The following is a 21338-nucleotide window of genomic DNA, read 5'->3' as shown; positions in this document are numbered from 1 at the left end:
GGCCTGGGCGGAGGAGATCCCGAACGCGGCACCGCCGAGGACGAGGGCGCCGGTCGTGGCGAGGGTGATGGAGGTCTTGAGGCTCTTACGCATCGTGATCAGTCCTTTGCTGTTGTCGCGCTCGGCGCGGCTGCTGTGTGCGCGCCGAACACACCCTTGGTGGGGTGGAGAACCAGCGATGTGCGGCTGGTGAGCGCTCCGGGTGTTTCCCGGTCGTTGCAGGTGATTCGGCACCCTCCGGCGAAGGGTTTGGACGGATCTGCTGTCGTTACCGCTCTGTGACCTTCGGGCTCATCCGGACAGCGCTCACGCCCGCAAGTACGTTCTCTGAGAGGCCGCTGAACGTGGTCCATCGAGAAAGGCACTCCCCATGGCATCGACGTCCAGTCGTCCCACGTCCGTCACCGTCGCGTTCGTCATCTGGCTGGTGGTGGTCCTGGCGAACATCCTGCAGGGCATCATCAACCTCACGTCGGGCTCCTCCGCCGACGTCGCTGACAGTGTCGGCACCGCCCCGCTCGTCGGCGGCGCGATCTTCGCGTTCATCCTCGCCGTGATCGAGCTCATCATCGTCTTCAAGATGCGCGACGGCCGCAACTGGGCCCGCATCGTGCTGACGGTCCTCGCGGTCCTGCAGCTCATCGGTGTCGGTGTCGGCGCGGCCTCGGGTGGCAACGCCTTCGGCTGGATCGGTGGCGTCGCGGTGCTCATCGCAACGATCCTGATGTACGTCGGCGGCGCGAACGGGTACTTCCGTCGCCACTGAGCGCGCGTGCGTGCGGATGCGCTCCTGCGTGACGCACACCGGTCGCTGAACGCGACCACCTGACGGACGGGAGGCCCGGTGCCAGCTGGCACCGGGCCTCCCGTCCGTCGTCCGCTCGGGTCAGAACGCCTTGCCCGGGTTCAGGGTCCCCGCCGGGTCGAGCGCGTCCTTGACGGAGCGGTGCATCGCGAGCACACGGTCACCGAGCTCGACCCGCAGGCCCGGCAGCTTCAGCAGCCCGACGCCGTGCTCACCGGTCACGGTCCCACCGAGCGCCAGGCAGTCCGCCACGATCTGGTCGAACGCGGTCTTCGCGCGGGCCTTCGCGGCGTCGTCACCCTCGGGCGCGATGATCAGCGGGTGCAGGTTGCCGTCGCCGGCGTGCGCGATGTTGGCGATCGTGACGTCCTGTGCGTCCGCGGTCACCTGGATCCGCCGGAGCATCTCGGGCGCCGCGCTCCGCGGCACGCAGATGTCCTCGGTCAGCACCGGACCGAGCCGTTCGAGAGCCGGGTAGGCGAGCCTGCGGGCCTGGAACAGCCGGTCGATGTCCTGGGGGTCGGTGGCCCGCTCGACGTCCGTCCCACCGGCCTCGGCGAAGACGTCCGCGACGTGGTCGGCGATCGCGTCCCCGGCGGCACCGCGCTCGTCGACCCGGGCGAGCAGCAGGGTGTCGACGTCCGCCGGCAGCCCGAGGTGCATCCAGTCGTCGACGGCGCGCAGGCAGGTGCGGTCGACGATCTCGAGGGCCGCGGGGATGATGCCCGCGCGCGAGATCGCGGCCACGGCGTCGCCCGCGGCGGTCAGCGAGGGGAAGTACCCGATCACGGCCCGCTCGTCACGGCCGGCCAGGGGGAGCAGCTTCACGGTGACCGACACGACGATGCCGAGCGTGCCCTCGGAACCGACCAGCAGCCCCGTGAGGTCGTACCCGGCGACGCCCTTCGCCGTCCGGCGGCCGAGCTCCACGACCGACCCGTCGGCAAGCACGACGGTCATGCCGAGCACGTAGTCGCGGGTGACCCCGTACTTGACGCAGCAGATGCCGCCGGCGTTCGTCGCGACGTTGCCGCCGATCGTCGAGATCGCCGAGCTCGCGGGGTCCGGCGGGTACCAGAGGCCGTGCTCGGCGACCGCGGCGCGGAGTGCGTCGTTGATGACGCCGGGTTCGGTGACCGCGTAGCGCTCGTCGGTGTTCACCTCGAGCACCCGGTCCATCCGCTCGAGCGACACGACGATCGAGTCGGCCATCGCGTTGGCGCCGCCGGACAGACCGGTGCCGGCACCGCGGGGGACGACCCGGAGGCCGGCAGCGGCTGCCCAGCGGACGGCGGTGACGACGTCGTCGGTGCTGCGTGCCAGGACCACGGCGAGCGGTGCCGTGGAGTCGGCCCACTCGGCGTCGTCGTGGCGGTAGCGCTCGAGCGACTCCGGGTCGCGGAGCACCTGGTCGGACCCCAGCAGGTGTTCGAGGGCGGTGGCGTCGGCTGCGGTGGCGGATGCGGCGGTGACGGTCATGCGGGGTGGGGGTCCTTCCGTGGCGCGGCGGTGCGGTTCGGGTCCGTCGACGATACGCCGGTCAGTCCAGGCAGAACTCGTTGCCCTCGACGTCCTGCATGACGATGCACGACTCGTTGACCTGGTCCGCCGTCATGCGACGGACCTGGGTGGCGCCGAGTCCGACCAGTCGGGCGCTCTCGGCGTCGAGGGCCGCGAGCCGTTCGGCACCGACCATCCCGGTGCCGACCCGGACGTCCGGCTCGGCGCAGTCGAACGTCACCTGGACCTGTCGCACCGTTGCCATGGCGCCGAGGATACGACGATGCGCGACCGGCGTCCGCTGAGCGCGGCCCGCACCGTCAGCGGTGGGCGCACGGTGCGCCGGGCGGGAGGCACGGTGCCAGGCCGCCACGGGCCTCCAGTCCGTCGCGCAGTCGCGTCAGTGCTGCTTGCCGCGCAGGCGGCCGATGCCCAGCACGATGCCGACGACGACCATGCCCAGCGCGAGGCCGGCCACGGCCGAGACGGCGGTGTCGGCGATCCAGACGACGACGGGGCCTGCGGTCTCGAGTGCGTGCTCGATCACGTGCAGCAGGTCGTACGGTCCGTGCCAGATGGTCTCGGCCAGGTTCGCGATGACCAGGTGTCCACCGACCCAGAGCATCGCGACCGTGCCGATGACGCTGATGACCCGGAAGACCATCGGCATCGCACGGACGATGCGGGCACCGATGCGGCGGGTGCGGCGGACGGAGTTCTTCATCATCTGCAGGCCGATGTCGTCGACCTTCACGAGCAGTGCCACGGCGCCGTAGACGACGGCCGTCATGACCAGACCGATCACGATCAGGGCGCCGAGCGTCGGCCAGAGCCCCAGGTCGGGGTCGAGGCCCGCCAGTGCGATGAGCATGATCTCGGTGCTCAGGATGAGGTCGGTGCGGATGGCGCCGAAGACGAGCTTCGGTTCGGTGACGGCCTCGTCGGACCCGCCCTCGTGGTGCACGCCGAACCACTCGGTGACCTTCTCGGCACCCTCGAAGCACAGGTACGTGCCGCCGAGCAGCAGCAGCCACGGCAGCACCCCGGGTGCGAACGCCGTGAGCAGCAACGCCAGCGGGATGATGATGATGAACTTGTTGAACAGGCTGCCGAGGGCGATGCGCCCGACGACGGGGAGTTCACGAGCGGGCTCGAGGCCCTGCACGTACTGGGGCGTGACGGCGGCGTCGTCGATGACGACCCCGGCGGTCTTCGCGCTGGCCTTGAGGGCTGCGGAGAGGATGTCGTCCACCACGGCGAGCAATCCGACTGACAATGCGTTCTCCACTCGTCTGACCTGTGACCGTGCACAGCGTAGTGGCCGCGGGGCATCCTGAACGCCAGCCGCGGGGCGTCCGTAGGCTCGCGGCATGGCTGACTTCACCGCATCCCAGGCCGCCGTCGTCCGGATCGAGCGTTCCGAGCAGGGGCGCTGGGACCTCTCCGTCATCAGCGACGCCGGTGTCGCGATGGGGCACGGCGTGTACCTGTTCGACGCGGAACACGACGACGCCGAGGACGAGCAGGCCGCGGCCCTCGACTTCGTGCGCGACTACGGGTTCCGGTTCGAGCGCGACGCCGTGCAGGCCGACGGTCCCGACGCCTTCTGGGCACCGCTGCTGCCGTCCGACCAGCAGTAGGCGCTGCAGCGCGCGGGACTCAGCGCGCCGAGTCCTCGAACCCGATCAGCCAGGTGACCCCGTGCGCGTCGCGGACGGTGCCGTCCCAGTCGCCCCACGGCCGCTGCTGCAGCGGGTCGATCACCGTTCCGCCCTCGGCGAGCTGGTCGAACCACCGACGCAGGACGTCCGGTTCCGCGGCGCCGAGCAGTGAGAAGAGCAGCCCGGTCGCCGAGAACGGGGTGTCGCCCTCGCTCGCGTCCGCGGCGAACAGCTGCAGCTCACCGGTGAGCTGGCCGTGCGCGACGGCGTCGGCCGGGCCGTCCGTGCGGGAGAAGTCCGCGTAGGTCGCGATCTGCACCTCGCCGCCGAACACCCGCTGCCAGTGCTCGAGGGCCTGCCTGGCGGTGCCGGCGAACTGGAAGTACGGCGCGGGTCCGGTCGTGTGCATGCCCGGCAAGGTACTCCGGAGTGCGGCGTGCGGGAACCCCGGGGCTCGTCAGTCGAGCAGCGCCAGTGCGCGCTCCAGGACGTCCTCCGGTCGTCCGTCGCCGTGCAGTGCCCACCAGGTCAGTGCGGCGCTCGCGGCGGCGGCCAGCGTGTGGGCGCGCACGGCGACGGCGAGGTCGTCGGCGGTGACCCCGTCCCGCTCGGCCACGTACCGCAGGATCTCGTCGGTCAGGGCCGTGACCGTGGCAGCGCCGACGTGCTCGAGCGACGGGTTCGCGCGGATGACCCGGAGCCGGTGTCGGGTGACCTCGACGGCGTCGTCCGGGAACGTCGCACCGATCCGGTAGGCCGCCCGGAGCGCCACCGCCGAGGGCTCGTCGGCCGGCCGTGACCGCAGGGCCTCGCGGAACCGTGCGGCGAACTCGTCGAGACCGCCCCAGACCAGCGCCGCCTTGTTCGGGAACAGCCGGAAGAGCGACCGACGGCTCACCCCGGCCGCCGCCGCGACGTCGTCCATCGACACCGCGTCGAAGCCCTGGTCGTCGAACAGCCGGAGTGCGACGAGGGACACGGCGTCGGGGTCGATGGTGCGCGGGCGCCCCGTCGGACGGTCGTTCGTCGAGCTCATGGAGACCTTTCGGCACTGAGTGCTATAACCGGTGTGGCGCAGTGAGCGCCCCGCATCGAGGAGACCACATGACCGACACCACCGCCGGACGGTTCACCGGCAGGACCATCATCGTCACCGGAGCGGGTTCCGGCATCGGACGCGCCACGGCGACACGCATCGCGAACGAGGGTGGCCGCGTCATCGCGACCGACGTCGTGGCCGAGCGGCTCGACGCACTCCGCACGGAGCTCGAGGGCTTCGCCGTGGAGACCGTCGTCGGCGACGTCGCCGCGAGCGAGACCATCGATGCACTCATCGCCGCCGCCGGCGACCGGGTGGACGGACTCGCCAACGTCGCCGGCATCATGGACGCGTTCCTGCCGCCGGACGAGGTCGACGACGCCACCTGGGAGCGTGTCTTCAGCGTCAACGTCACCGGCCCGATGCGCCTGACCCGCGCGGTGCTGCCGCTGATGATCGCCGCCGGCAAGGGCTCGGTCGTGAACGTCGCGTCCGAGGCTGCGTTGAAGGCCTCGGCCGCCGGTGCTGCCTACACCTCGTCGAAGCACGCCATCGCCGGGTACACCAAGAGCGTCGCGTTCTTCCACGGGCCGCAGGGCATCCGGGCGAACGCCGTGGCGCCGGGTGCGGTCGCCACGAACATCGAGGCACCGATGCGCAGCGAGTACGCGGCTCGCCGGGTCGGTCCGATCATGCAGACCACCATCCCGCCGGTCGCCCAGCCCGAGCAGCTCGCCGCCGCCATCACCTGGCTGCTGAGTGACGACTCGGCGAACGTCAACGGTGCGGTGCTGCCGAGCGACGGTGGCTGGTCCGTGGTCTGACGGATTTGCTCGGATACGAGTAGAAATCTACCTGGAGTGGTAGATTTCTACTCGATCTGATCGGACCTCTCCATGCAGTTGCAATCCCCCTTCGCGACCGTCACAACCTCCGTGGACGGCGATGTCCTCGCGGTGTTGGCACTGGCCCCAGGGCCGTTGACTATCGCGGGCATCTGCAACCTGGTACCGGACCGGTCGTACGCCGGGGTCCGGAACAGCGCGGATCGGCTGGTCGAGCAGGGCCTCGTCGACGGGCACCGGACCGGACGGACGAAGTCCTTCACCCTGAACCGAGAGCACCTCGCCGCCGATGCGGTCACCGCCCTGGCCGACCTCCGGCGTGTCCTGCTCGAACGACTCCGATCCGGCTGTCGGTCGATCCCCCTCCGGTACGCCGCGCTCTTCGGATCCGGAGCCCGCGGTGCGATGCGCCCGGACAGCGATCTCGATCTCTGCTTCGTCGTCACTCGCGGCCGACGCCCGGACGCCGAGGACCAGATCCACGCCTTGTGCCGCGCAGCCGGTCGTTGGACCGGCAACGCCGTGCGGCCGGTCGTCTTCGACGAGGACGAGATCGAGGGCACCGATCCGCTCCTCGCGTCGGTTGCTCGGGACGGGATCTCCATCGCAGGTGACGGTCGTTGGCTGTCCCGGAAGCTCCGTACGCTGAACGGATGACCCCGCGAACCGGCGCCACCGCACCGGGCGACGATTCGTTCCGGAGGGGCCGGCTCGCCAAGGCGACGGAGTTCCTCGACGCCGCTGACGTCCTCCGCGCGTTCGGTGGTGACCGAGGGGTCCTCAGTGCCGGGTCGCAGTTCGCGAACGCGTTCGTCACACAGTGCGTCCTCAGCGGCATCGCCGCGGCTGACGCGATCTGCGTGGCTCGGACCGGCAGGTACTCGCGATCGGGAGCGCACCACGAGGCGGTGCCCGTGCTCCGCGCAGCTGCCGGGCCCGCGGTCGCGAAGCACCTCGAGGTGCTGTTGGCGGTGAAGACCAAGGCCGAGTACAACGCGAGGTCGGTCAGCGACGGTGACATCGTGCGCGCCGGCGAAGCCGCTGAGGCACTCGAGGCGGCCGCGCGGTCGGTCTGACGCGCTGGTCGAGCGGGCGACCACGACATCGTCGTGCTGCGCGTGCTGCGCGTGCTCCGGTTCGCCCGCGACCGCTCGCGTGACGCACTCGTGTGGCACCGACCGGCGCGGCGGCGTCAGGGCGTCACCACCTGACGGACTGGAGGCCCGTGGCGACGCCGCCACGGGCCTCCCGTCCGCCCTTCGCGCACGTCGGCGACGCGCGGTTCCTTCCCATTGCGCGCGCACTGGAAAGCGGAATCGGGCGTACCGGGCGGGAAGTTCCTGCCAGGTACGCCCGATTCGACCAGGTACGCCCGAAGGGCCCCGCCTCAGGAGACGAGCGCCGCCATCTCGCGCACGACGGCACGGAGCCGGTCCGCGAGCTCGTCGTTGCTCCGCACGGTCTCGCGGTGCGCGACCTCGCTGAGCGCGGACATCACCAGGGTCACCGCGGTGCGGGCGGTCTGCGCGTCCGTGCGGGTGCCGACGACGCTGAGCAGGGACTGGCGCGACTCGGCCATCCACTGCATCACCATCGAGGACATCTCCGGCCGGAGCACGAGCAGCTCCTTCATGCGACGGCGGTCCTGCGAGAGCGGGACGGTGGCCGCGACCAGGGCGCACAGGTCGTCGACCAGGGCACCGTCGGCCTCGGCGAACCAGGCCGCTGAGCGCTCCGGGACCTCGACCGAGTCGAGCCCGAGCGCCGCGTGCGCCTTCGACGAGAAGTAGTTGAAGAAGGTGCGGGGGGAGACGTCGGCGTCGGCGCAGATCTGCTCGACCGTGACGCCGTCGAGCCCGTGCGCGGACACGAGCGTGAGCGTTGCGTCGTGCAGTGCCTGCCGGGTCTGCTGCTTCTTCCGTTCACGCAGCGTGCACGGCTCCGTTGCCGCAGCCGCTGCCGGGGTGGTGATCACGTTAACTCCTGGTGGGTTGCAGTGTGTGGGAGGGGCGCCCGCCCGGAAAGGGGGCACGGACGGACGCCCCGGTCGGTCACCGACGGTGCGTCGGCACGGACCCGGTCGGTACGGACCCGGTCATGGGTCCGGTGAACGAGCCGGCCTCGGCTGCGGCGGCGCCCGCCTCGGCCTCGAGCTGCGCCTCGGCGGACATGTCGGCCTGCTCCTGCAGGGCGGAACGCTGGCGCAGCGGCGGCACCCGGAAGAACCAGGTCAGCACGAACGCGAGCAGGATGACGCCGAGACCGACCCAGTAGATCGTCACGGACGAGGCGTTGAAGCCCGCCATGAACGGCCGGGTCAGTCGGCTGTCGGCACCGGTCAGGAACGACGTGTCGTTCGTGCTCGTGGCGCTGTCGCTCGTGGTGTTGCCGTCGTCGATCTTCTTCGCCAGCTCCGGGGTGAGCTCGTCGACCCAGTACGAGCGCTGCGAGGCGTTCGACCAGTCGACGGACACGGTCCCGTCCTGCACGCTGGCGTGCGCCTGGTCGGCGACCTGCTCGAGTGCGGACTGCTCGGCGGCCGGCGTCGCCGCGGCGACCTGCTGGTCGATGACGGTCTGCGCGGCTGCGGCGGGCACGGCACCGGCGGCGACCTGCTGCTGCACGGCCGCGGTGACCTGCTCGGTGACCGCGGCGTCGGCGGCCTGCTTCGCCTTCGCCGAGGCGGCGTCGAGCTGCGACTGCACGGACTTCGTCAGCGGGGTGACGACGGGCGTCCAGATCTTGTCCATGGCGCCCTGGTTCGCCTTCGCGCTGGCGACGGTCGGGTTGAGCGCGGCGTCGAGTGCCGGACCGAGGTCCTTCTCGTTCGCCGTGGCCGTCAGGATGTTCGCCGGCATCACCGAGAACAGGATGGACAGCAGCACGGCGGTGCCGAGCGTGCCACCGATCTGGCGGAAGAACGTGGCGGAGGACGTGGCGACGCCCATGTCACGAGCCTCGACGGAGCCCTGCGACGCCAGGGTCAGCGACTGCATGACCGAGCCGAGGCCGAGACCGATGAGGAACATGCCGATCATCAGGAACCAGAGCGGCTTGTCGATCGACATGAAGGTCAGGACGACGTAGCCGGCGGAGACGAGCGCGGTGCCGATGACCGGGAAGATCCGGTAGCGGCCGACGCGGGCGACGATCTGACCGCTCGTGATCGAGGCGATCATGAGACCGCCGACCAGGGGCAGCGTGGCGAAGCCGGACTCGGTCGGGGTGAGTCCGACGACGATCTGCAGGTACAGCGGGATCGTGAGCATCGCGCCGAACATCGCGAAGCCGACCAGGAACCCGATGACGGTCGCCATCGAGAACGTGCCCGAGCGGAACAGCTTGAGCGGGATGATCGCCGCGTCGCCCATCTTCGACTCGATGAGCAACAGACCGATCAGGCCGACGACACCGACGACGTAGCAAGCGATGGCGGCGGGGGAGCCCCAGCCCCAGATGCGGCCCTGTTCGGCGACGAGCAGGAGCGGCACGAGGGTGACGATGACGGCGGTCGCGCCCCACCAGTCGACCTTCGGCTTCGCGTCGCCGGCGCCGTGCACCTTCGGCAGGTGCAGGAACACGATGACCATGAGGAGCGCCGCGACGCCGATCGGCACGTTGATCAGGAGCACCCAGCGCCAGCCCGTGATCCACAGGATCTCGGAGGAACCGGCGAGCAGACCACCGATGAGCGGGCCGATGACGGACGAGATGCCGAAGACCGCCAGGAAGTACCCCTGGTACTTGGCGCGCTCACGCGGGGCGAGGATGTCGCCCATGATCGCGAGCGGCAGCGACATCAGCGCGCCGGCACCGATGCCCTGCACCGCGCGGAAGGCGGCGAGCATGAGCATCGAGGTGGACATCGACGACAGGACGGCGCCGAGGATGAAGACGACGATGCCGAAGATGTACAGCGGGCGGCGGCCGAAGATGTCGGACAGCTTGCCGTAGATCGGCGTCGCGATCGTCGAGGTGATGAGGTACGCGGTCGTCACCCAGGCCTGCTGGTCGAGCCCGTGCAGGTCGTCGCCGATCGTGCGGATCGCCGTGCCGAACACCGTCTGGCCGAGCGAGGACAGGAACATGCCCGCCATCAGGCCGTAGATCACCAGGAGGATCTGACGGTGGGTCATCAGCGGCTGCTGGCCGGCGCCTCCGGAGGCCGCGGGGGCCTCGGCGGTGTGCCGACCGTGCTGCACCGAGACGGGTGCGGTGGCGGTCATCGAACTCCTTTTTCTGGCTGTGAAACTTTGCAGACCGCGCAACGATACATCTGTTGCTTCCGGCAAGCAACTAAAGGTGCCCGCTACGCTGAGCGCGTGACCGACGACCGGCGTGCCGCCGAGCGACTCCTGCGATCCCAGCTCGACCGGCTGTGGGTCCGGCAGACCCTGCGCTCCTCGCTCATCGAGTCGCGGGGTGGGCTCGACCCGACCGCCCGCGTGATCCTGCGCGCCGTCGCCGGACACGGCCCGGTCCGGGCGACCGCGATCGCCGACGCGACGGGGCTGTCGCGGCCGGTGATCAGCCGCCGGGTCGCCTCGCTGATCGAGGCCCAGTACCTGATCGGGTCGCCCGACCCAGCGGACGGCCGCGCCACGCTCGTCACGCTCGCCCCCGCGGGCCGGCGGCTGCTCGACGAGCTGGACGCCGCCGGCGCCGAGGTGTTCGACGACCTGACGGAGGAGTTCGCCTCGGACGAGCTGCGCTCGCTCGCCGAGATGCTGACGCGACTGAACGACCGGGCGGACGCGGTCCTGGGGATCGGCACCACGCGCTCCTGACGCGACCAGCGGGACGGACGGGAGGCCCGTGGCGGCGCCGCCACGGGCCTCCCGTCCCTGCGGAGCGCGCATTCGAGATACCGTTGGTGGTATGAGCACGGACACCACCCCCACCACTGAGACCCTCGACGACGGGCCCGTGGTGACGTTCGCCGATCTCGGCCTGAGCGACGCTGTGCTCAAGGCCGTCAAGGACATCGGTTACGAGACCCCTTCCGCCATCCAGGAAGCCACCATCCCCACCCTCCTCGCCGGGCGCGACGTCGTCGGCCTGGCACAGACCGGTACCGGCAAGACCGCGGCCTTCGCGCTGCCGATCCTGTCCCGCATGGAGTCCGGCAGCAAGAAGCCCCAGGCGCTCGTGCTGTCCCCGACGCGCGAGCTCGCCCTGCAGGTGTGCGAGGCGTTCGAGCAGTTCGCGTCCCACATGAAGAACGTCCACGTCCTGCCGGTCTACGGCGGCCAGGCGTACGGCGTGCAGCTCTCCGCCCTGCGCCGCGGCGTCGACGTCATCGTCGGCACCCCCGGTCGCATCATGGACCACCTGGCGAAGGGCACGCTCGACCTGTCCGAGCTGAAGTACCTGGTCCTCGACGAGGCCGACGAGATGCTCAAGATGGGCTTCGCCGAGGACGTCGAGACGATCCTCGCCGACACCCCGGACGACAAGCAGGTCGCGCTCTTCTCGGCGACGATGCCCGCGCAGATCCGCCGCATCTCGCAGCAGTACCTGACCGACCCGGCCGAGATCACCGTCAAGACCAAGACGAAGACCGCCGCGAACATCACGCAGCGCTACCTGATGGTCTCGTACCCGCAGAAGGTCGACGCGCTCACCCGCATCCTCGAGGTCGAGGACTTCGAGGGCATGATCATCTTCGTCCGCACCAAGAGCGAGACCGAGACCCTGGCCGAGAAGCTCCGTGCCCGCGGGTACGCCGCCGCCGCGATCAGCGGTGACGTCGCCCAGGCCCAGCGTGAGCGCACGGTCAACCAGCTGAAGTCGGGCAAGCTCGACATCCTGGTCGCCACCGACGTCGCCGCCCGTGGCCTCGACGTCGACCGCATCACGCACGTCGTGAACTTCGACATCCCGGTCGACATCGAGTCCTACGTGCACCGCATCGGTCGTACCGGCCGTGCCGGTCGCTCGGGTGACTCGATCAGCTTCGTCACCCCGCGTGAGCGTCGCCTGCTGTCCGCGATCGAGCGCCACACCAAGCAGCCGCTCACGCAGATGCAGCTGCCGACCATCGACGACGTCAACGAGACGCGCCTGACCCGCTTCGACGACGCGATCACCGCGGCGCTCGAGGACCAGGGCCGGATCGCCGCCTTCCGCGACGTCATCGCGCACTACGTCGAGCACCACGACGTCCCCTCGGACGACGTCGCCGCCGCCCTGGCCGTCGTGGCGCAGGGCGACTCGCCGCTGCTCCTCACCGCAGCCGACGACGCCCTCCGCAGCCAGATGGAGCGCGACGCCCGCCGCAGCGAGCGTGACGAGCGCGGTGCCCGCGACGACCGTGGCGGCCGCAACGACCGCGGCGACCGTGGTGGCGACCGCGACCGTGGTGACCGCGGCGACCGCGGACCGCGCCGTTCGCAGCCGATGTCCCCGTACCGCATCGAGGTCGGCCGTCGTCACCGCGTCGAGCCGCGCCAGATCGTCGGTGCCCTGGCCAACGAAGGTGGCCTGCGTCGCGACGACTTCGGTGCGATCCAGATCCGTCCGGACTTCTCGATCGTCGAACTGCCGGCCGACATGGACCCCGGTGTGCTCGACCGCCTGACCGACACCCGGATCAGCGGCAAGCTCATCGAGATCCGTGCGGACCGCCGTGGTGGTGGCCGCCGCGACGACCGCGACGAGCGTCCGGAGCGCAAGCCGCGCTACTGAGACGCGCCGCGTCCGAGACGCGACCCCCTTCCTGACGGGAGGCCCGGTGCCAGCTGGCACCGGGCCTCCCGTCCGTCGTCGGTGCGGGTCCAGCCATGCGGCATCTTGCGGTGCGGGGAACCGCAGATCCGACCCGCAACCGTTCCCCTGGGGTCAGCGCGGTGCTGTGATACCTGGAGCCGTGACGCAGGGAGCCGCGGAGAAGGCAGGGGAACCATCGTGTACCGAGCACTCATCACCGCGGTCGCCGCCGCGGCGCTCGTCTTCGGAGGTGCGGTGCCGGCGACGGCGCACACCTCTCCGTCGGTGCCGGGAGCACCGACCGCCGTCCGCGTCACCGGCGACGCGGACAGTGCCACGCTGACGTGGCGCGGCCCGGAGCACGGCGCGAAGGTGGCGGGCTGGAAGGTCGCGGTCGCCGCCGTCTCGAACCGCCACGACCGCCAGGTCGACCGACTCCACCCGCGTGCCCGCTCCGACCGCTTCGACGAGCTCTCGCCCGCGACCACGTACCGGTTCTCGGTGCGTGCCCTCGGCCACCGGGGGACCGGACGCACGATCACGCTGCGCTGGACGTCACCGTCGGTGCCCGAGCCGGAGACGACGCAGTCGCTGTTCGCGCTCGACGGCAACGGTGACGTCGTGCGGTTCGCGGACTCCGGCAGCGGTGCGGAGACCGTCGTCGCGACGGACGGCGAGGGCTTCACCGCGAACGCCGACGGTGACGTGTTCACCCCGTCGGCGGACGGCACCGAGATCCTGCGGGACCCGGCCGACGGCAGCGGGGTCTCGATCATCGCGTCCGGCCTGCACCTGACCCCGGACCTGCGCTCCGACGCCGAGGGCAACCTGTACTGGGTGGACTCGGTGACCGGTGCGGTGCAGAAGCTGTCCGTCGGCGCCTCGACCCCGAAGGTCGTGCTGGACCTGGGTGGCAAGGCCGTCGGGAGCGATCAGCGTTTCTGGACCGTCACCCCGGACGGCAAGGTCGTCGTGCTCGGCGGAACCGTCAGCCAGCCGTACGTCAAGGGCACCGGCATCGCGCCCCGCACGTTCACCGGGCCCGCCGGCTCGACCGTCGGCTACCCCGCCGGTGTGCTCGCGGACTCGCAGGGCAACGTCTACGTCGACATCCGCTCGCCCGGTGCCGCCGGGTCGTGGATCTGGTACCAGCTCAAGCCCGGGGCGACCGAACTGACGAAGATCGAACCGCGGTACGCGTTCGAGTACGCCGCCGCGAACGCCGACGGCTTCTCGCTCCTGCAGTCGGCCGAGTTCTGTCCCGCCCCGTCGGAGTACCCGACCAGCCCGACCGGTTGCAAGATCGACCGCGGCATCCCGGACAAGCTCGTGGTGGGCAGCGGCGGCACGTCCACCGTGCCGGTGACCGGGCTGACCGCCGGGTCGCGTGGCGAGCACCTGGGTGCCGCCTCCGCCGACGGGGACGTGTTCGTCTCCATCGAGAGCGGCCCCTCGGTCGGGCTGTGGAAGGTCCCCGCCGCGGGTGGAGCTGCGCAGCAGCTCGACGCGGCGCAGTACTCGAGGCTGCTGGTGATCTGACCGGCGGTGCGAGGCGGAAGGGGGTGGGACGCAACGGCGCGTCCCACCCCCTTCCGTGTGTGGCGGCGGCGGGCGGCGGTTGTTCGGGCTGCGTCGGGCTGCGTCGGGTGGCAGCGGCTGGTGGCGGTGGCAGTGGCGGTGGTTCAGGCCGCGCCGGCGGCCGTCCGGTGGCACACCTCGTCCCACGGGGTCGGTTCGATGCCGAAGCGCGCCCGGCTCTCGCGGTCGTCGACCACGTACGGCGCGGTCCACTGGTACGTCAGGTCGGCCAGCTCGCGCATCATCGGCGACACGAGCCCGCCGACGCGGAACAGGGCCGCGGGCATCCGGCGCACCGGCACCGCGGGCTTCCCCGCCGCCGCGAGGACGTCGGTGAGGGCCTGCCGCTGCGTCCGCGGTGCGTTGCTCGGCACCATCCACGTGCGACCGTGCGCGCCCTGGTCCTCGGCAGTGGCGACGAGGGTCCGGGCGACGTCGAGCACGTCGGTGAAGGTGTGCGGCAGGTCCGTGCGACCGACCATCGACACCGTCCGTCCCCGCAGTGCCGACGGCAGCACGCGGGTGACGTGCCCGTTCGCGCCGATCCCGGGGCCGAGGTAGTCCGAGGCGCGGACCTCGACGGCGCGGACACGGCCGGCGTCGTGCGCGGCGAGGGCATCGGCCCACAGCGTCGCCCGGAGCACCCCCTTGTGGTCGGTGGCGGCGTCCGGCAGTCCCTCGTGCATCGGCCCGTCGACCGGGCCGTACGGGTACAGGTTCCCGGTGATGGCGTAGGTCGCCCCGGTGCGTTCGGCCGCGGCGAGCAGTGCTGCGGCGAGCGGGGGCCAGGTGCGCTCCCACTGCGTGTAGTCGCCAGGGTTCGCGCAGTTGTAGAGGGCGGCTGCTCCCTCGGTGGCGCGGGAGAGGGCGTCGGCATCGGAGGCGTCGAGCGCGAGGTGCTCGACACCGGCGATGCCCGTGCTGCGACCGGAGCGGGAGACGACGGTGACGCGGTCGCCCCGGACGGTCAACAGCTCCGCGACGTGCCGGCCGACGGGGCCGGCGCCGACGACGAGGTGGTGGGGCATGGTCTCCTGCTTCCTGGTCGCGAGAGCACCGCTCTCGGAAATGAGCATGACGGTTCGTCGACGCGAAATCAAGAGCAGTGCTCTCCTTTGTGTGCGCTGCTCTCTCGTGCCAGGATCGTTGGATGGCACCCACCGCCCGAGCACTCGCACGGCAGACGGTCACCGCGGACATCCTGGCCGCGGCACGCGCCCGCCTGACCGACGAGGGTCCGGCCGCCCTCAGCCTGCGTGCCGTCGCCCGTGACGTCGGGATGGTCTCGTCGGCCGTGTACCGGTACTTCCCGAGCCGCGACGACCTGCTGACGGCCCTGCTCATCACCGACTACGACGAACTCGGCGCCGCGGTCGAGGCCGCCGGTGCCGCGGCCGGACCGGCTCCCGGTGCGCGCTGGGTCGCGATGTGCCGGGCGATCCGCGACTGGTCGATCGCGCACCCGGGGGACTTCGCGCTGCTGTTCGGCTCGCCCGTGCCGGGATACGCGGCGCCGCGTGAGACCGTCGTGCCCGCGACGCGGACGACGCTGGCGCTGGTGCGCGTGGTCGCGGACGCCGTCGGCTCCGGTACGTCCGGTGCGCCTGGTGCGTCCGGTGCGGCGGGCTCGTCCGTCACGTCGACGCCGGGGCCGGCCGGGAGGCCCGGATCACCCACCGCGCCCACGGCGGCTCCCGGGGTGGCCGGTCCCGCCGTCGCGGACGGGGTCGCCACCCTGCGCTCGTTCGGCATCGCCCTGCCCGACGAGGTCCTCGTCCGCACCCTGATTGCCTGGACGACGGTGTTCGGGACGATCTCGTTCGAGCTCTTCGGGCACTTCGTCGGTTCCGTGTCCGACCCGGCCGCCTACTTCGACCAGGTCATCGTGCGCCTGGCGGATGACCTGGGGTTCGCCGCCACGTTCTGACGGGCGTGCTGTCCCCAGATCGGGTGCGCTGCCTGACAGAGCACCCGCCCGTGCGGTAGACAGGTCGTCACGCCGAGGTCGTGCCCGATGACCGGAGCGGACGACCGGCACGGTGCCCTCCGGGTCAGCTGCCGGACGGAACCACACTCGGGCGTGTGCGACGCGGCCGGGGCCCGCGCGGGGATCAGGAGGAACGCTTGCGACGCAGCACGTCCGGCGACGCCGCGGACGGGGAGACCCGGTGACCGCGCTCGACGTCAGCAGACAGGACCGCCGCCGCCTGAGCACCGGCACCGCCCGCCGACGCCTGGTGGCCGTGCGCACGGTGGCGCTCCTGGCGTCCCTCGCCGGGGTGAACTACATCGTGTGGCGCTGGGCGGCCTCGGTGAACTGGCACTCGTGGTGGATCGCGGTGCCGCTGATCCTCGCCGAGACCTACAGCGTCATCGACTCCCTGCTCTTCGCCCTCGGGGCCTGGCGGCTCCGGGAGCGCGGCGAACCACCGGCGAAACCGTCCACCGACGTCACCGTCGACGTCTTCATCACGACCTACAACGAGCCGATCGACCTGGTCGAGCGCACCGCCCGGGCCGCGAAGGCGATCACGCACCCGCACACCACCTGGATCCTCGACGACGGCAACCGCCCCGAGATGCGTGCGGCGGCCGACGCGCTCGGCATCGGCGTCATCACCCGCGGTGCCGACTGGGTGGACCGACCCCGGCACGCCAAGGCCGGCAACCTCAACAACGCCCTGCTCGCGACCCAGGGCGAGTTCCTGCTCATCCTCGACGCCGACCAGGTGCCCGATCCGGCGATCCTCGACCGCACCCTCGGCTACTTCAAGGACCCCAAGATGGCGCTCGTGCAGACGCCGCAGTGGTTCGAGAACGTGCCGGACGACGACCCCCTCGGCAGCCAGGCGCCGCTGTTCTACGGTCCGATCCAGCAGTCGAAGGACGGCTGGAACGCCGCGTTCTTCTGCGGGTCGAACGCCATCCTGCGACGCGAAGCGCTCATGCAGCTCGGCATCTCGCGCTACGTGGCCGAGGTCGAGGCGTCCGTGCAGCGCACCCTCGCGACTTCGCGCAAGCTCCTCGCCCGCTCCCGTGAGACCGAGACCGACCCGCGCGTGCTCGCCGCCCTCGACGACGCCGAGGCGGTGGTGGACCAGGCGCGCGAACAGGTCCGCGCCGGTGAGCCCCTCGGTGACGTGACCTACGCGTTCCAGCGGGGGATCGACGCCATCGCGTTCCGGTTCGCCGCCGCCGACCTCGAGTCCGTGCGGAACGACCTGCAGGAGCTCGCGGCGATGTCCACCGATGCCAACACCTTCGCTGGTCTCGACGACGCCGCGCTCGACGTGCTCGGCCGGCGCGAGGCCTCACCGGTCGCCGCCATCGAGTCCATCGCGGTGCTCGCCCGTGCCCTCGACGTGAACCGTGACGACGAGGCGCAGCCGATCATGCCGCTGGCGACGATCTCGGTGACCGAGGACATGGCCACCGCGATGCGCCTGCACGGCCTCGGCTGGAAGTCGGCCTACCACGACGAGATCCTGGCGAAGGGCCTGGCCCCCGAGGACCTGCCGACGATGCTCGTGCAGCGACTCCGCTGGGCGCAGGGCACCATGCAGGTGTTCTTCCGCGAGAACCCCCTGGTGCAGAAGGGGCTGTCGTGGGGGCAGCGGCTCATGTACTTCTCGACGATGTGGAGCTACCTGTCGGGGTTCGCCGCGATCGTCTACATCGCCGCCCCGGTGCTCTGCCTGTCGTTCGGGGTCATCCCCGTGCAGGCCTACAGCGTCGACTTCTTCGCCCGGCTCATCCCGTTCCTGGTGTTCAACCAGCTGCTGTTCTGGGTGGTGGCCGCCGGCAGACCGACCTGGCGCGGGCAGCAGTACTCGCTCGCGCTCTTCCCGGTCTGGATCGAGTCGGTGACCAGCGCGTTCCAGAACGTCTACCGGGGCAGGCCGCTCGGGTTCCGCGTCACCCCCAAGGTGCGCGACGAGACCGAGCAGAAGCCGCGGTGGGACCTGGTCAAGCCGCAGCTGTACGCGATGGGTGCCCTGGTCGCCGCCCTGGTCATGATCGGCATCCGCTACCTGACCGGCCAGGCCGAAGGGATCGCGCCGCTCGTGAACACCGCGTGGGTCGTCTTCGACCTGTTCATCTTCAGCATCGTGATCCGGGCCGTCCGGTACCGGGGTCCGGCCACCCCAGTCCAGTCCGAACACGAGTCGAGCACCGCCGGAGGACCCCTGTGAGCACCGAGACCACGTTCGAGGTCGCCGCGACGCCCGACTCCCTCGACGAGGTGCAGGACCGCTTCGCCGCGTGGTGGGACGGCCTGGGCATCGACGACGTGCGGCTCCGGTTCGCGCTCGAGACCGCGTTGGCCGAGATCGCCGCGAACATCGTCGAGCACACCGTCCGTGCCGACCGGGGGACCGGGCGCCGGTACTCCGTGCGCCTCGAGGCCACCGACCAGGCCCTGACCGCGGTGCTGACCGACAACGGGATGCCCGTCGACATCGACCTGAGTGCCGTGACGATGGCGGACGTGGAGCAGGAGAGCGGCCGCGGTCTGGCCCTCGCCATCGCCGCCCTCGACCGCCTCGAGCACCGGCACGAGCCCGGCCACAACGTCTGGACGCTTGCGTGCGACCGGTGAAGCAGCCGGTGGTCCGCGCGGTCGCCCTCCTCGTCACGATCGCCACGCTCCTGCTCGGTGGTGCGCTGCCGGCGTCCGCGGCGTCCGTGCCGAGAGCCGCCGCCGTGCAGCCGTCCGAGGGGTCGACGTGGTTCGGCCCCGACCTCGACTGGGCCAGCGATTCGCCCGAAGGGTACGAGGGCCGGCTCGGTGCGACGCCGTCGATGTACGGGGTCTCCGTCGACTACCCGCTCGACGGCACGGCGGAGCAGGAGCTCCTCCGCTCGGCGCGTGCGGCCGCGACCCAGGGCGCGGTGCTCGTCGTGAGCCTCGAACCCGACCGCGAACTGCGGTCGCTCGACACCGCGGACACCCGTGCCGTCAACACCGTCTTCGAGGACCTGCACGACCAGTACGACACCCAGGTGCTCGTCCGGTTCGCACCGCAGATGAACGGCACCTGGGTCCGCTGGGGCCAGCAGCCGACGGAGTTCATCCGGGCGTTCCGGGCGCTCGGGACGACCGTGCACGCGGGCACATCGGACGCGCTCATGGTCTGGTCGCCGGGGTACGGTGCCGGCTACCCGTTCGGCGAGTCCGCCGGGCGGCTGCGGAACCTGTCCCCGGTCGACGTCGCGAAGGCGGACACGAACGGCGACGGACAGCTCACCGGTGCCGACGACCCGTACGGGCCGTACTGGCCGGGCGCCGAGGCCGTCGACTGGGTCGGGCTCTCGATGTTCTCGTACGGCAAGGGCGACCCGACTGAGGCCGCCGGTCGCGCCGTGCCGCTCACCCGCAGCGGTGAGGTCGAGTCGCGGTTCGACGAGGACTGGGGTTACGACCAGCCGCAGTCGGGCACGTTCTACGACCGGTTCGCGGCGGCCGACGACCGTCCGATGCTGCTCGACACCGGTGCCCTGTACAACCGCGAGCTGCAGGGCGACACCGAGCTCCAGGTCAAGCGGAGCTGGTGGCGGCAGGTGCTCGCCGCCGTGCAGGAGCGTCCGCTGATCCGGGGCATGACCGTGCTCGAGGCGGAGCGACGCGAGCCCGAGGCCGGCAACCGCGTGGCCGACTGGCGGCTCACCGCGGACCCGGACGTCGCGGAGGCCTTCCGCGCCGACCTCGAGCGGTCCGGCGACTTCGCCTTCGGCCCGGTCACCGACCGCGTGACCGTGCAGCAGGGCAACGCCGCGATCTCGCAGGAGTACGAGACCGGCGGCGACCAGATGGCGTGGATCGTCTGGCTGGCCGCCGGCCTGGCGGTCGTGTTCCTGCTGAGCGGGGTGTTCGGACGGCTCCTGCCGAGCTGGCGCTACCCCGACGACGGCAAGCCCGGCCGTGACCTGCGCCTCGACCTGTTCCGCGGGTTCATCATCCTCGCCGTGGTGATCACCCACATCGAGATCGGCGGGCCGTACTCGTACCTCACGCTGCACGCCGTCGGGGCGATCACCGGCGCCGAGATGTTCGTGTTCCTGTCCGGCATGGTCCTCGGCATGACGTACCCGTTCGCCGTGAAGAAGTTCGGCGAGTGGGCGGCGGCCATCGGGGCGTGGAAGCGCGCGCGCAAGCAGTACGTCGTCACGCTCGTGGTGATCCTGGTGGTCTTCGCGCTGAGCTTCGTCCCGTTCCTGAACACCGACGCCATCACCACGTTCACCGACCGCGGCACGGGCACCGGCGGTGTCGAGGCCGAGGGCCGGGTCTACGACCTGTACCCGAACGCGATGCAGCTGCTCGCCTACCCGCCGCCCTGGTACGCGATCCGGCAGTTCCTGCTGCTCGAGATGGGGCCGTGGCCGTTCAACATCATGGGCCTGTTCGTGGTGCTGAGCCTGTTCATCCCGGCGTTGATCTGGGTGATCCGCCGCGGGTTCTGGTGGGTGGTCCTCGCCGCCAGCTGGGCGCTGTACGTGTTCCAGGCGCTCAACCCCGACTTCCGTCCGCTGAACTCCCAGTTCGAGGCGGTGTTCCCCCTGTTCACCTGGCAGGTGGTGTTCACCCACGGGCTCGTGCTCGGGTACTACCGGCGGCAGATCGTCGGCGCGCTCACCGGGCGTCTCGGCAAGGTCCTGGTCGGCGTCGCCGTCGGCGGGTACGCGGCGTTCCTGGTCTACGTGTGGGCCGGCGACCACTTCGGGTTCACCCCGGTGCCGTTCCCGGCGACGATGTACGAGTCCCTGTACAACACGGCGTACCAGCGGGTGGACCTGCAGTGGGGCCGCCTGGTGGACATCGCGTTCTTCGCGATCGTGTCCTACGCGATCCTCACCGTGTTCTGGAAGCCCATCGCCGCCGCCATCGGCTGGCTCTGGATCCCGCTCGGGCAGGCGAGCCTGTACGTGTTCGTCTGGCAGGTGTTCTTCGCCCTGGCGATCGCGTCGATCCCCGGTGTGCCGTGGGGCGACTTCTGGATCGGGTTCGTGGTGCACACCGCGCTGATCCTGCTGGCCTGGTACATGGTCCGCAAGAAGTTCCTGTTCTCCGTCATCCCGCGCTGACCTCGCGCGCACGGATGGTGAGCAGGAATGGTCGGGTCCGACGTGCGGACCCGACCATTCCTGCTCACGAAGCGAGGGCGGACGGACGGGAGGCCCGTGGCGGTGTCGCCACGGGC

At 71.0% G+C, this 21338-nt stretch carries 20 protein-coding genes; 12 read left to right on the top strand and 8 right to left on the bottom strand.

Annotated elements, in window-relative coordinates:
- The first annotated feature begins 370 nt into the window (after positions 1-370).
- Complete coding sequence (locus DEJ02_RS15205) at positions 371-766, top strand: hypothetical protein (protein ID WP_111024640.1); 396 nt, start codon at positions 371-373, stop codon at positions 764-766.
- Positions 767-886: 120 nt separating this feature from the next.
- Here DEJ02_RS15205 and DEJ02_RS15200 read toward each other — a convergent pair whose 3' ends face one another.
- The 3 genes from DEJ02_RS15200 to DEJ02_RS15190 all read right to left on the bottom strand — a co-directional run bounded on the left by DEJ02_RS15200 (position 887) and on the right by DEJ02_RS15190 (position 3581).
- Entirely contained in the window at positions 887-2284 is a 1398-nt protein-coding gene (locus tag DEJ02_RS15200; RefSeq protein ID WP_111033638.1) for an FAD-binding oxidoreductase, read from the bottom strand.
- A gap of 61 nt (positions 2285-2345) precedes the next feature.
- Complete coding sequence (locus tag DEJ02_RS15195; RefSeq protein WP_181440385.1) at positions 2346-2678, bottom strand: VOC family protein; 333 nt, start codon at positions 2676-2678, stop codon at positions 2346-2348.
- 27 nt (positions 2679-2705) lie between these two features.
- Positions 2706-3581, bottom strand: a complete 876-nt coding sequence (locus DEJ02_RS15190) for a DUF808 domain-containing protein (protein WP_111033650.1) — start codon at positions 3579-3581, stop codon at positions 2706-2708.
- Between the two features lie 94 nt (positions 3582-3675).
- Here DEJ02_RS15190 and DEJ02_RS15185 point away from each other — a divergent pair, with 94 nt between their 5' ends.
- A complete protein-coding gene (locus DEJ02_RS15185; RefSeq protein ID WP_111033636.1) occupies positions 3676-3945 on the top strand; it encodes a hypothetical protein in 270 nt (89 codons plus the stop codon).
- 19 nt (positions 3946-3964) lie between these two features.
- Here the strand turns inward: DEJ02_RS15185 and DEJ02_RS15180 are convergent, their stop codons facing one another.
- Together DEJ02_RS15180 and DEJ02_RS15175 are read right to left on the bottom strand one after the other, a co-directional pair.
- The gene (locus DEJ02_RS15180) at positions 3965-4375 is read right to left on the bottom strand and encodes a VOC family protein (RefSeq protein ID WP_071405184.1); all 411 of its coding nucleotides are present in this window, start codon (positions 4373-4375) and stop codon (positions 3965-3967) included.
- 48 nt (positions 4376-4423) lie between these two features.
- Complete coding sequence (locus DEJ02_RS15175; RefSeq protein ID WP_027464431.1) at positions 4424-5002, bottom strand: TetR family transcriptional regulator; 579 nt, start codon at positions 5000-5002, stop codon at positions 4424-4426.
- A 68-nt stretch (positions 5003-5070) separates the two neighbouring features.
- On the opposite strand from DEJ02_RS15175, the gene DEJ02_RS15170 reads away from it, so the two are divergent.
- The 3 genes from DEJ02_RS15170 (at position 5071) to DEJ02_RS15160 (ending at position 6926) form a co-directional block, all read left to right on the top strand.
- Entirely contained in the window at positions 5071-5829 is a 759-nt protein-coding gene (locus tag DEJ02_RS15170; protein ID WP_027464432.1) for an SDR family NAD(P)-dependent oxidoreductase, read from the top strand.
- A 72-nt stretch (positions 5830-5901) separates the two neighbouring features.
- Positions 5902-6507 (top strand): nucleotidyltransferase domain-containing protein, encoded by a 606-nt coding sequence (locus DEJ02_RS15165; protein ID WP_111033635.1) that lies wholly within the window; start codon positions 5902-5904, stop codon positions 6505-6507.
- The gene (locus DEJ02_RS15160) at positions 6504-6926 is read left to right on the top strand and encodes a hypothetical protein (RefSeq protein ID WP_111033634.1); all 423 of its coding nucleotides are present in this window, start codon (positions 6504-6506) and stop codon (positions 6924-6926) included. The genes DEJ02_RS15165 and DEJ02_RS15160 overlap by 4 nt, the downstream gene beginning before the upstream one ends.
- Positions 6927-7237: 311 nt before the next feature.
- Here DEJ02_RS15160 and DEJ02_RS15155 read toward each other — a convergent pair whose 3' ends face one another.
- Together DEJ02_RS15155 and DEJ02_RS15150 are read right to left on the bottom strand one after the other, a co-directional pair.
- Positions 7238-7825, bottom strand: coding sequence for a TetR/AcrR family transcriptional regulator (locus tag DEJ02_RS15155; protein ID WP_111033633.1), 588 nt, complete (start codon positions 7823-7825; stop codon positions 7238-7240).
- 76 nt (positions 7826-7901) lie between these two features.
- Positions 7902-10076, bottom strand: a complete 2175-nt coding sequence (locus DEJ02_RS15150) for an MDR family MFS transporter (RefSeq protein ID WP_111033632.1) — start codon at positions 10074-10076, stop codon at positions 7902-7904.
- 96 nt (positions 10077-10172) lie between these two features.
- Between DEJ02_RS15150 and DEJ02_RS18550 the strand changes: the two genes are divergently transcribed.
- From DEJ02_RS18550 to DEJ02_RS15135, 3 genes are all read left to right on the top strand, one after another.
- A complete protein-coding gene (locus DEJ02_RS18550; protein ID WP_181440384.1) occupies positions 10173-10637 on the top strand; it encodes a MarR family winged helix-turn-helix transcriptional regulator in 465 nt (154 codons plus the stop codon).
- 91 nt (positions 10638-10728) lie between these two features.
- Positions 10729-12537 carry a DEAD/DEAH box helicase gene (locus DEJ02_RS15140; protein ID WP_111024629.1) on the top strand — a complete coding sequence of 603 codons (1809 nt, stop codon included), beginning with the start codon at positions 10729-10731 and terminating at the stop codon, positions 12535-12537.
- Positions 12538-12756: 219 nt separating this feature from the next.
- On the top strand, positions 12757-14097 hold the full coding sequence (locus DEJ02_RS15135) for a fibronectin type III domain-containing protein (RefSeq protein WP_181440383.1): 1341 nt from the start codon (positions 12757-12759) through the stop codon (positions 14095-14097).
- Positions 14098-14240: 143 nt separating this feature from the next.
- Here the strand turns inward: DEJ02_RS15135 and DEJ02_RS15130 are convergent, their stop codons facing one another.
- Positions 14241-15212, bottom strand: a complete 972-nt coding sequence (locus tag DEJ02_RS15130; protein WP_111033630.1) for an NAD-dependent epimerase/dehydratase family protein — start codon at positions 15210-15212, stop codon at positions 14241-14243.
- A gap of 74 nt (positions 15213-15286) precedes the next feature.
- Between DEJ02_RS15130 and DEJ02_RS15125 the strand changes: the two genes are divergently transcribed.
- The 4 genes from DEJ02_RS15125 to opgC all read left to right on the top strand — a co-directional run bounded on the left by DEJ02_RS15125 (position 15287) and on the right by opgC (position 21222).
- Complete coding sequence (locus tag DEJ02_RS15125; RefSeq protein WP_111033629.1) at positions 15287-16063, top strand: TetR/AcrR family transcriptional regulator; 777 nt, start codon at positions 15287-15289, stop codon at positions 16061-16063.
- A gap of 310 nt (positions 16064-16373) precedes the next feature.
- Positions 16374-18329 (top strand): glycosyltransferase, encoded by a 1956-nt coding sequence (locus DEJ02_RS15120; RefSeq protein WP_258378752.1) that lies wholly within the window; start codon positions 16374-16376, stop codon positions 18327-18329.
- Positions 18326-18736: an ATP-binding protein gene (locus DEJ02_RS15115; protein WP_111033628.1), complete on the top strand. Its 411-nt coding sequence runs from the start codon at positions 18326-18328 to the stop codon at positions 18734-18736. Before DEJ02_RS15120 ends, DEJ02_RS15115 begins: the two co-directional genes overlap by 4 nt.
- Complete coding sequence (gene opgC / locus DEJ02_RS15110; protein ID WP_258378751.1) at positions 18733-21222, top strand: OpgC domain-containing protein; 2490 nt, start codon at positions 18733-18735, stop codon at positions 21220-21222. The genes DEJ02_RS15115 and opgC overlap by 4 nt, the downstream gene beginning before the upstream one ends.
- Positions 21223-21338 lie beyond the last annotated feature (116 nt).

It is taken from the genome of Curtobacterium sp. MCLR17_042 (assembly GCF_003234695.1).
In the GTDB taxonomy this organism is placed as follows: Bacteria; Actinomycetota; Actinomycetes; order Actinomycetales; family Microbacteriaceae; genus Curtobacterium; species Curtobacterium flaccumfaciens.
Note: the sequence above shows the minus strand (reverse complement) of the source record. Positions and strands in the feature narration are given on the sequence as shown.

Excerpts from the sequence above, each read along its gene's own strand:
- DEJ02_RS15205 (WP_111024640.1), top strand. The coding sequence starts at position 371 with ATGGCATCGACGTCCAGTCGTCCCACGTCCGTCACCGTCGCGTTCGTC.
- DEJ02_RS15200 (WP_111033638.1), bottom strand. The coding sequence starts at position 2,284 with ATGACCGTCACCGCCGCATCCGCCACCGCAGCCGACGCCACCGCCCTC.
- DEJ02_RS15185 (WP_111033636.1), top strand. The coding sequence starts at position 3,676 with ATGGCTGACTTCACCGCATCCCAGGCCGCCGTCGTCCGGATCGAGCGT.
- DEJ02_RS15180 (WP_071405184.1), bottom strand. The coding sequence starts at position 4,375 with ATGCACACGACCGGACCCGCGCCGTACTTCCAGTTCGCCGGCACCGCC.
- DEJ02_RS15175 (WP_027464431.1), bottom strand. The coding sequence starts at position 5,002 with ATGAGCTCGACGAACGACCGTCCGACGGGGCGCCCGCGCACCATCGAC.
- DEJ02_RS15170 (WP_027464432.1), top strand. The coding sequence starts at position 5,071 with ATGACCGACACCACCGCCGGACGGTTCACCGGCAGGACCATCATCGTC.
- DEJ02_RS15165 (WP_111033635.1), top strand. The coding sequence starts at position 5,902 with ATGCAGTTGCAATCCCCCTTCGCGACCGTCACAACCTCCGTGGACGGC.
- DEJ02_RS15160 (WP_111033634.1), top strand. The coding sequence starts at position 6,504 with ATGACCCCGCGAACCGGCGCCACCGCACCGGGCGACGATTCGTTCCGG.
- DEJ02_RS15150 (WP_111033632.1), bottom strand. The coding sequence starts at position 10,076 with ATGACCGCCACCGCACCCGTCTCGGTGCAGCACGGTCGGCACACCGCC.
- DEJ02_RS15140 (WP_111024629.1), top strand. The coding sequence starts at position 10,729 with ATGAGCACGGACACCACCCCCACCACTGAGACCCTCGACGACGGGCCC.
- DEJ02_RS15130 (WP_111033630.1), bottom strand. The coding sequence starts at position 15,212 with ATGCTCATTTCCGAGAGCGGTGCTCTCGCGACCAGGAAGCAGGAGACC.
- DEJ02_RS15125 (WP_111033629.1), top strand. The coding sequence starts at position 15,287 with ATGGCACCCACCGCCCGAGCACTCGCACGGCAGACGGTCACCGCGGAC.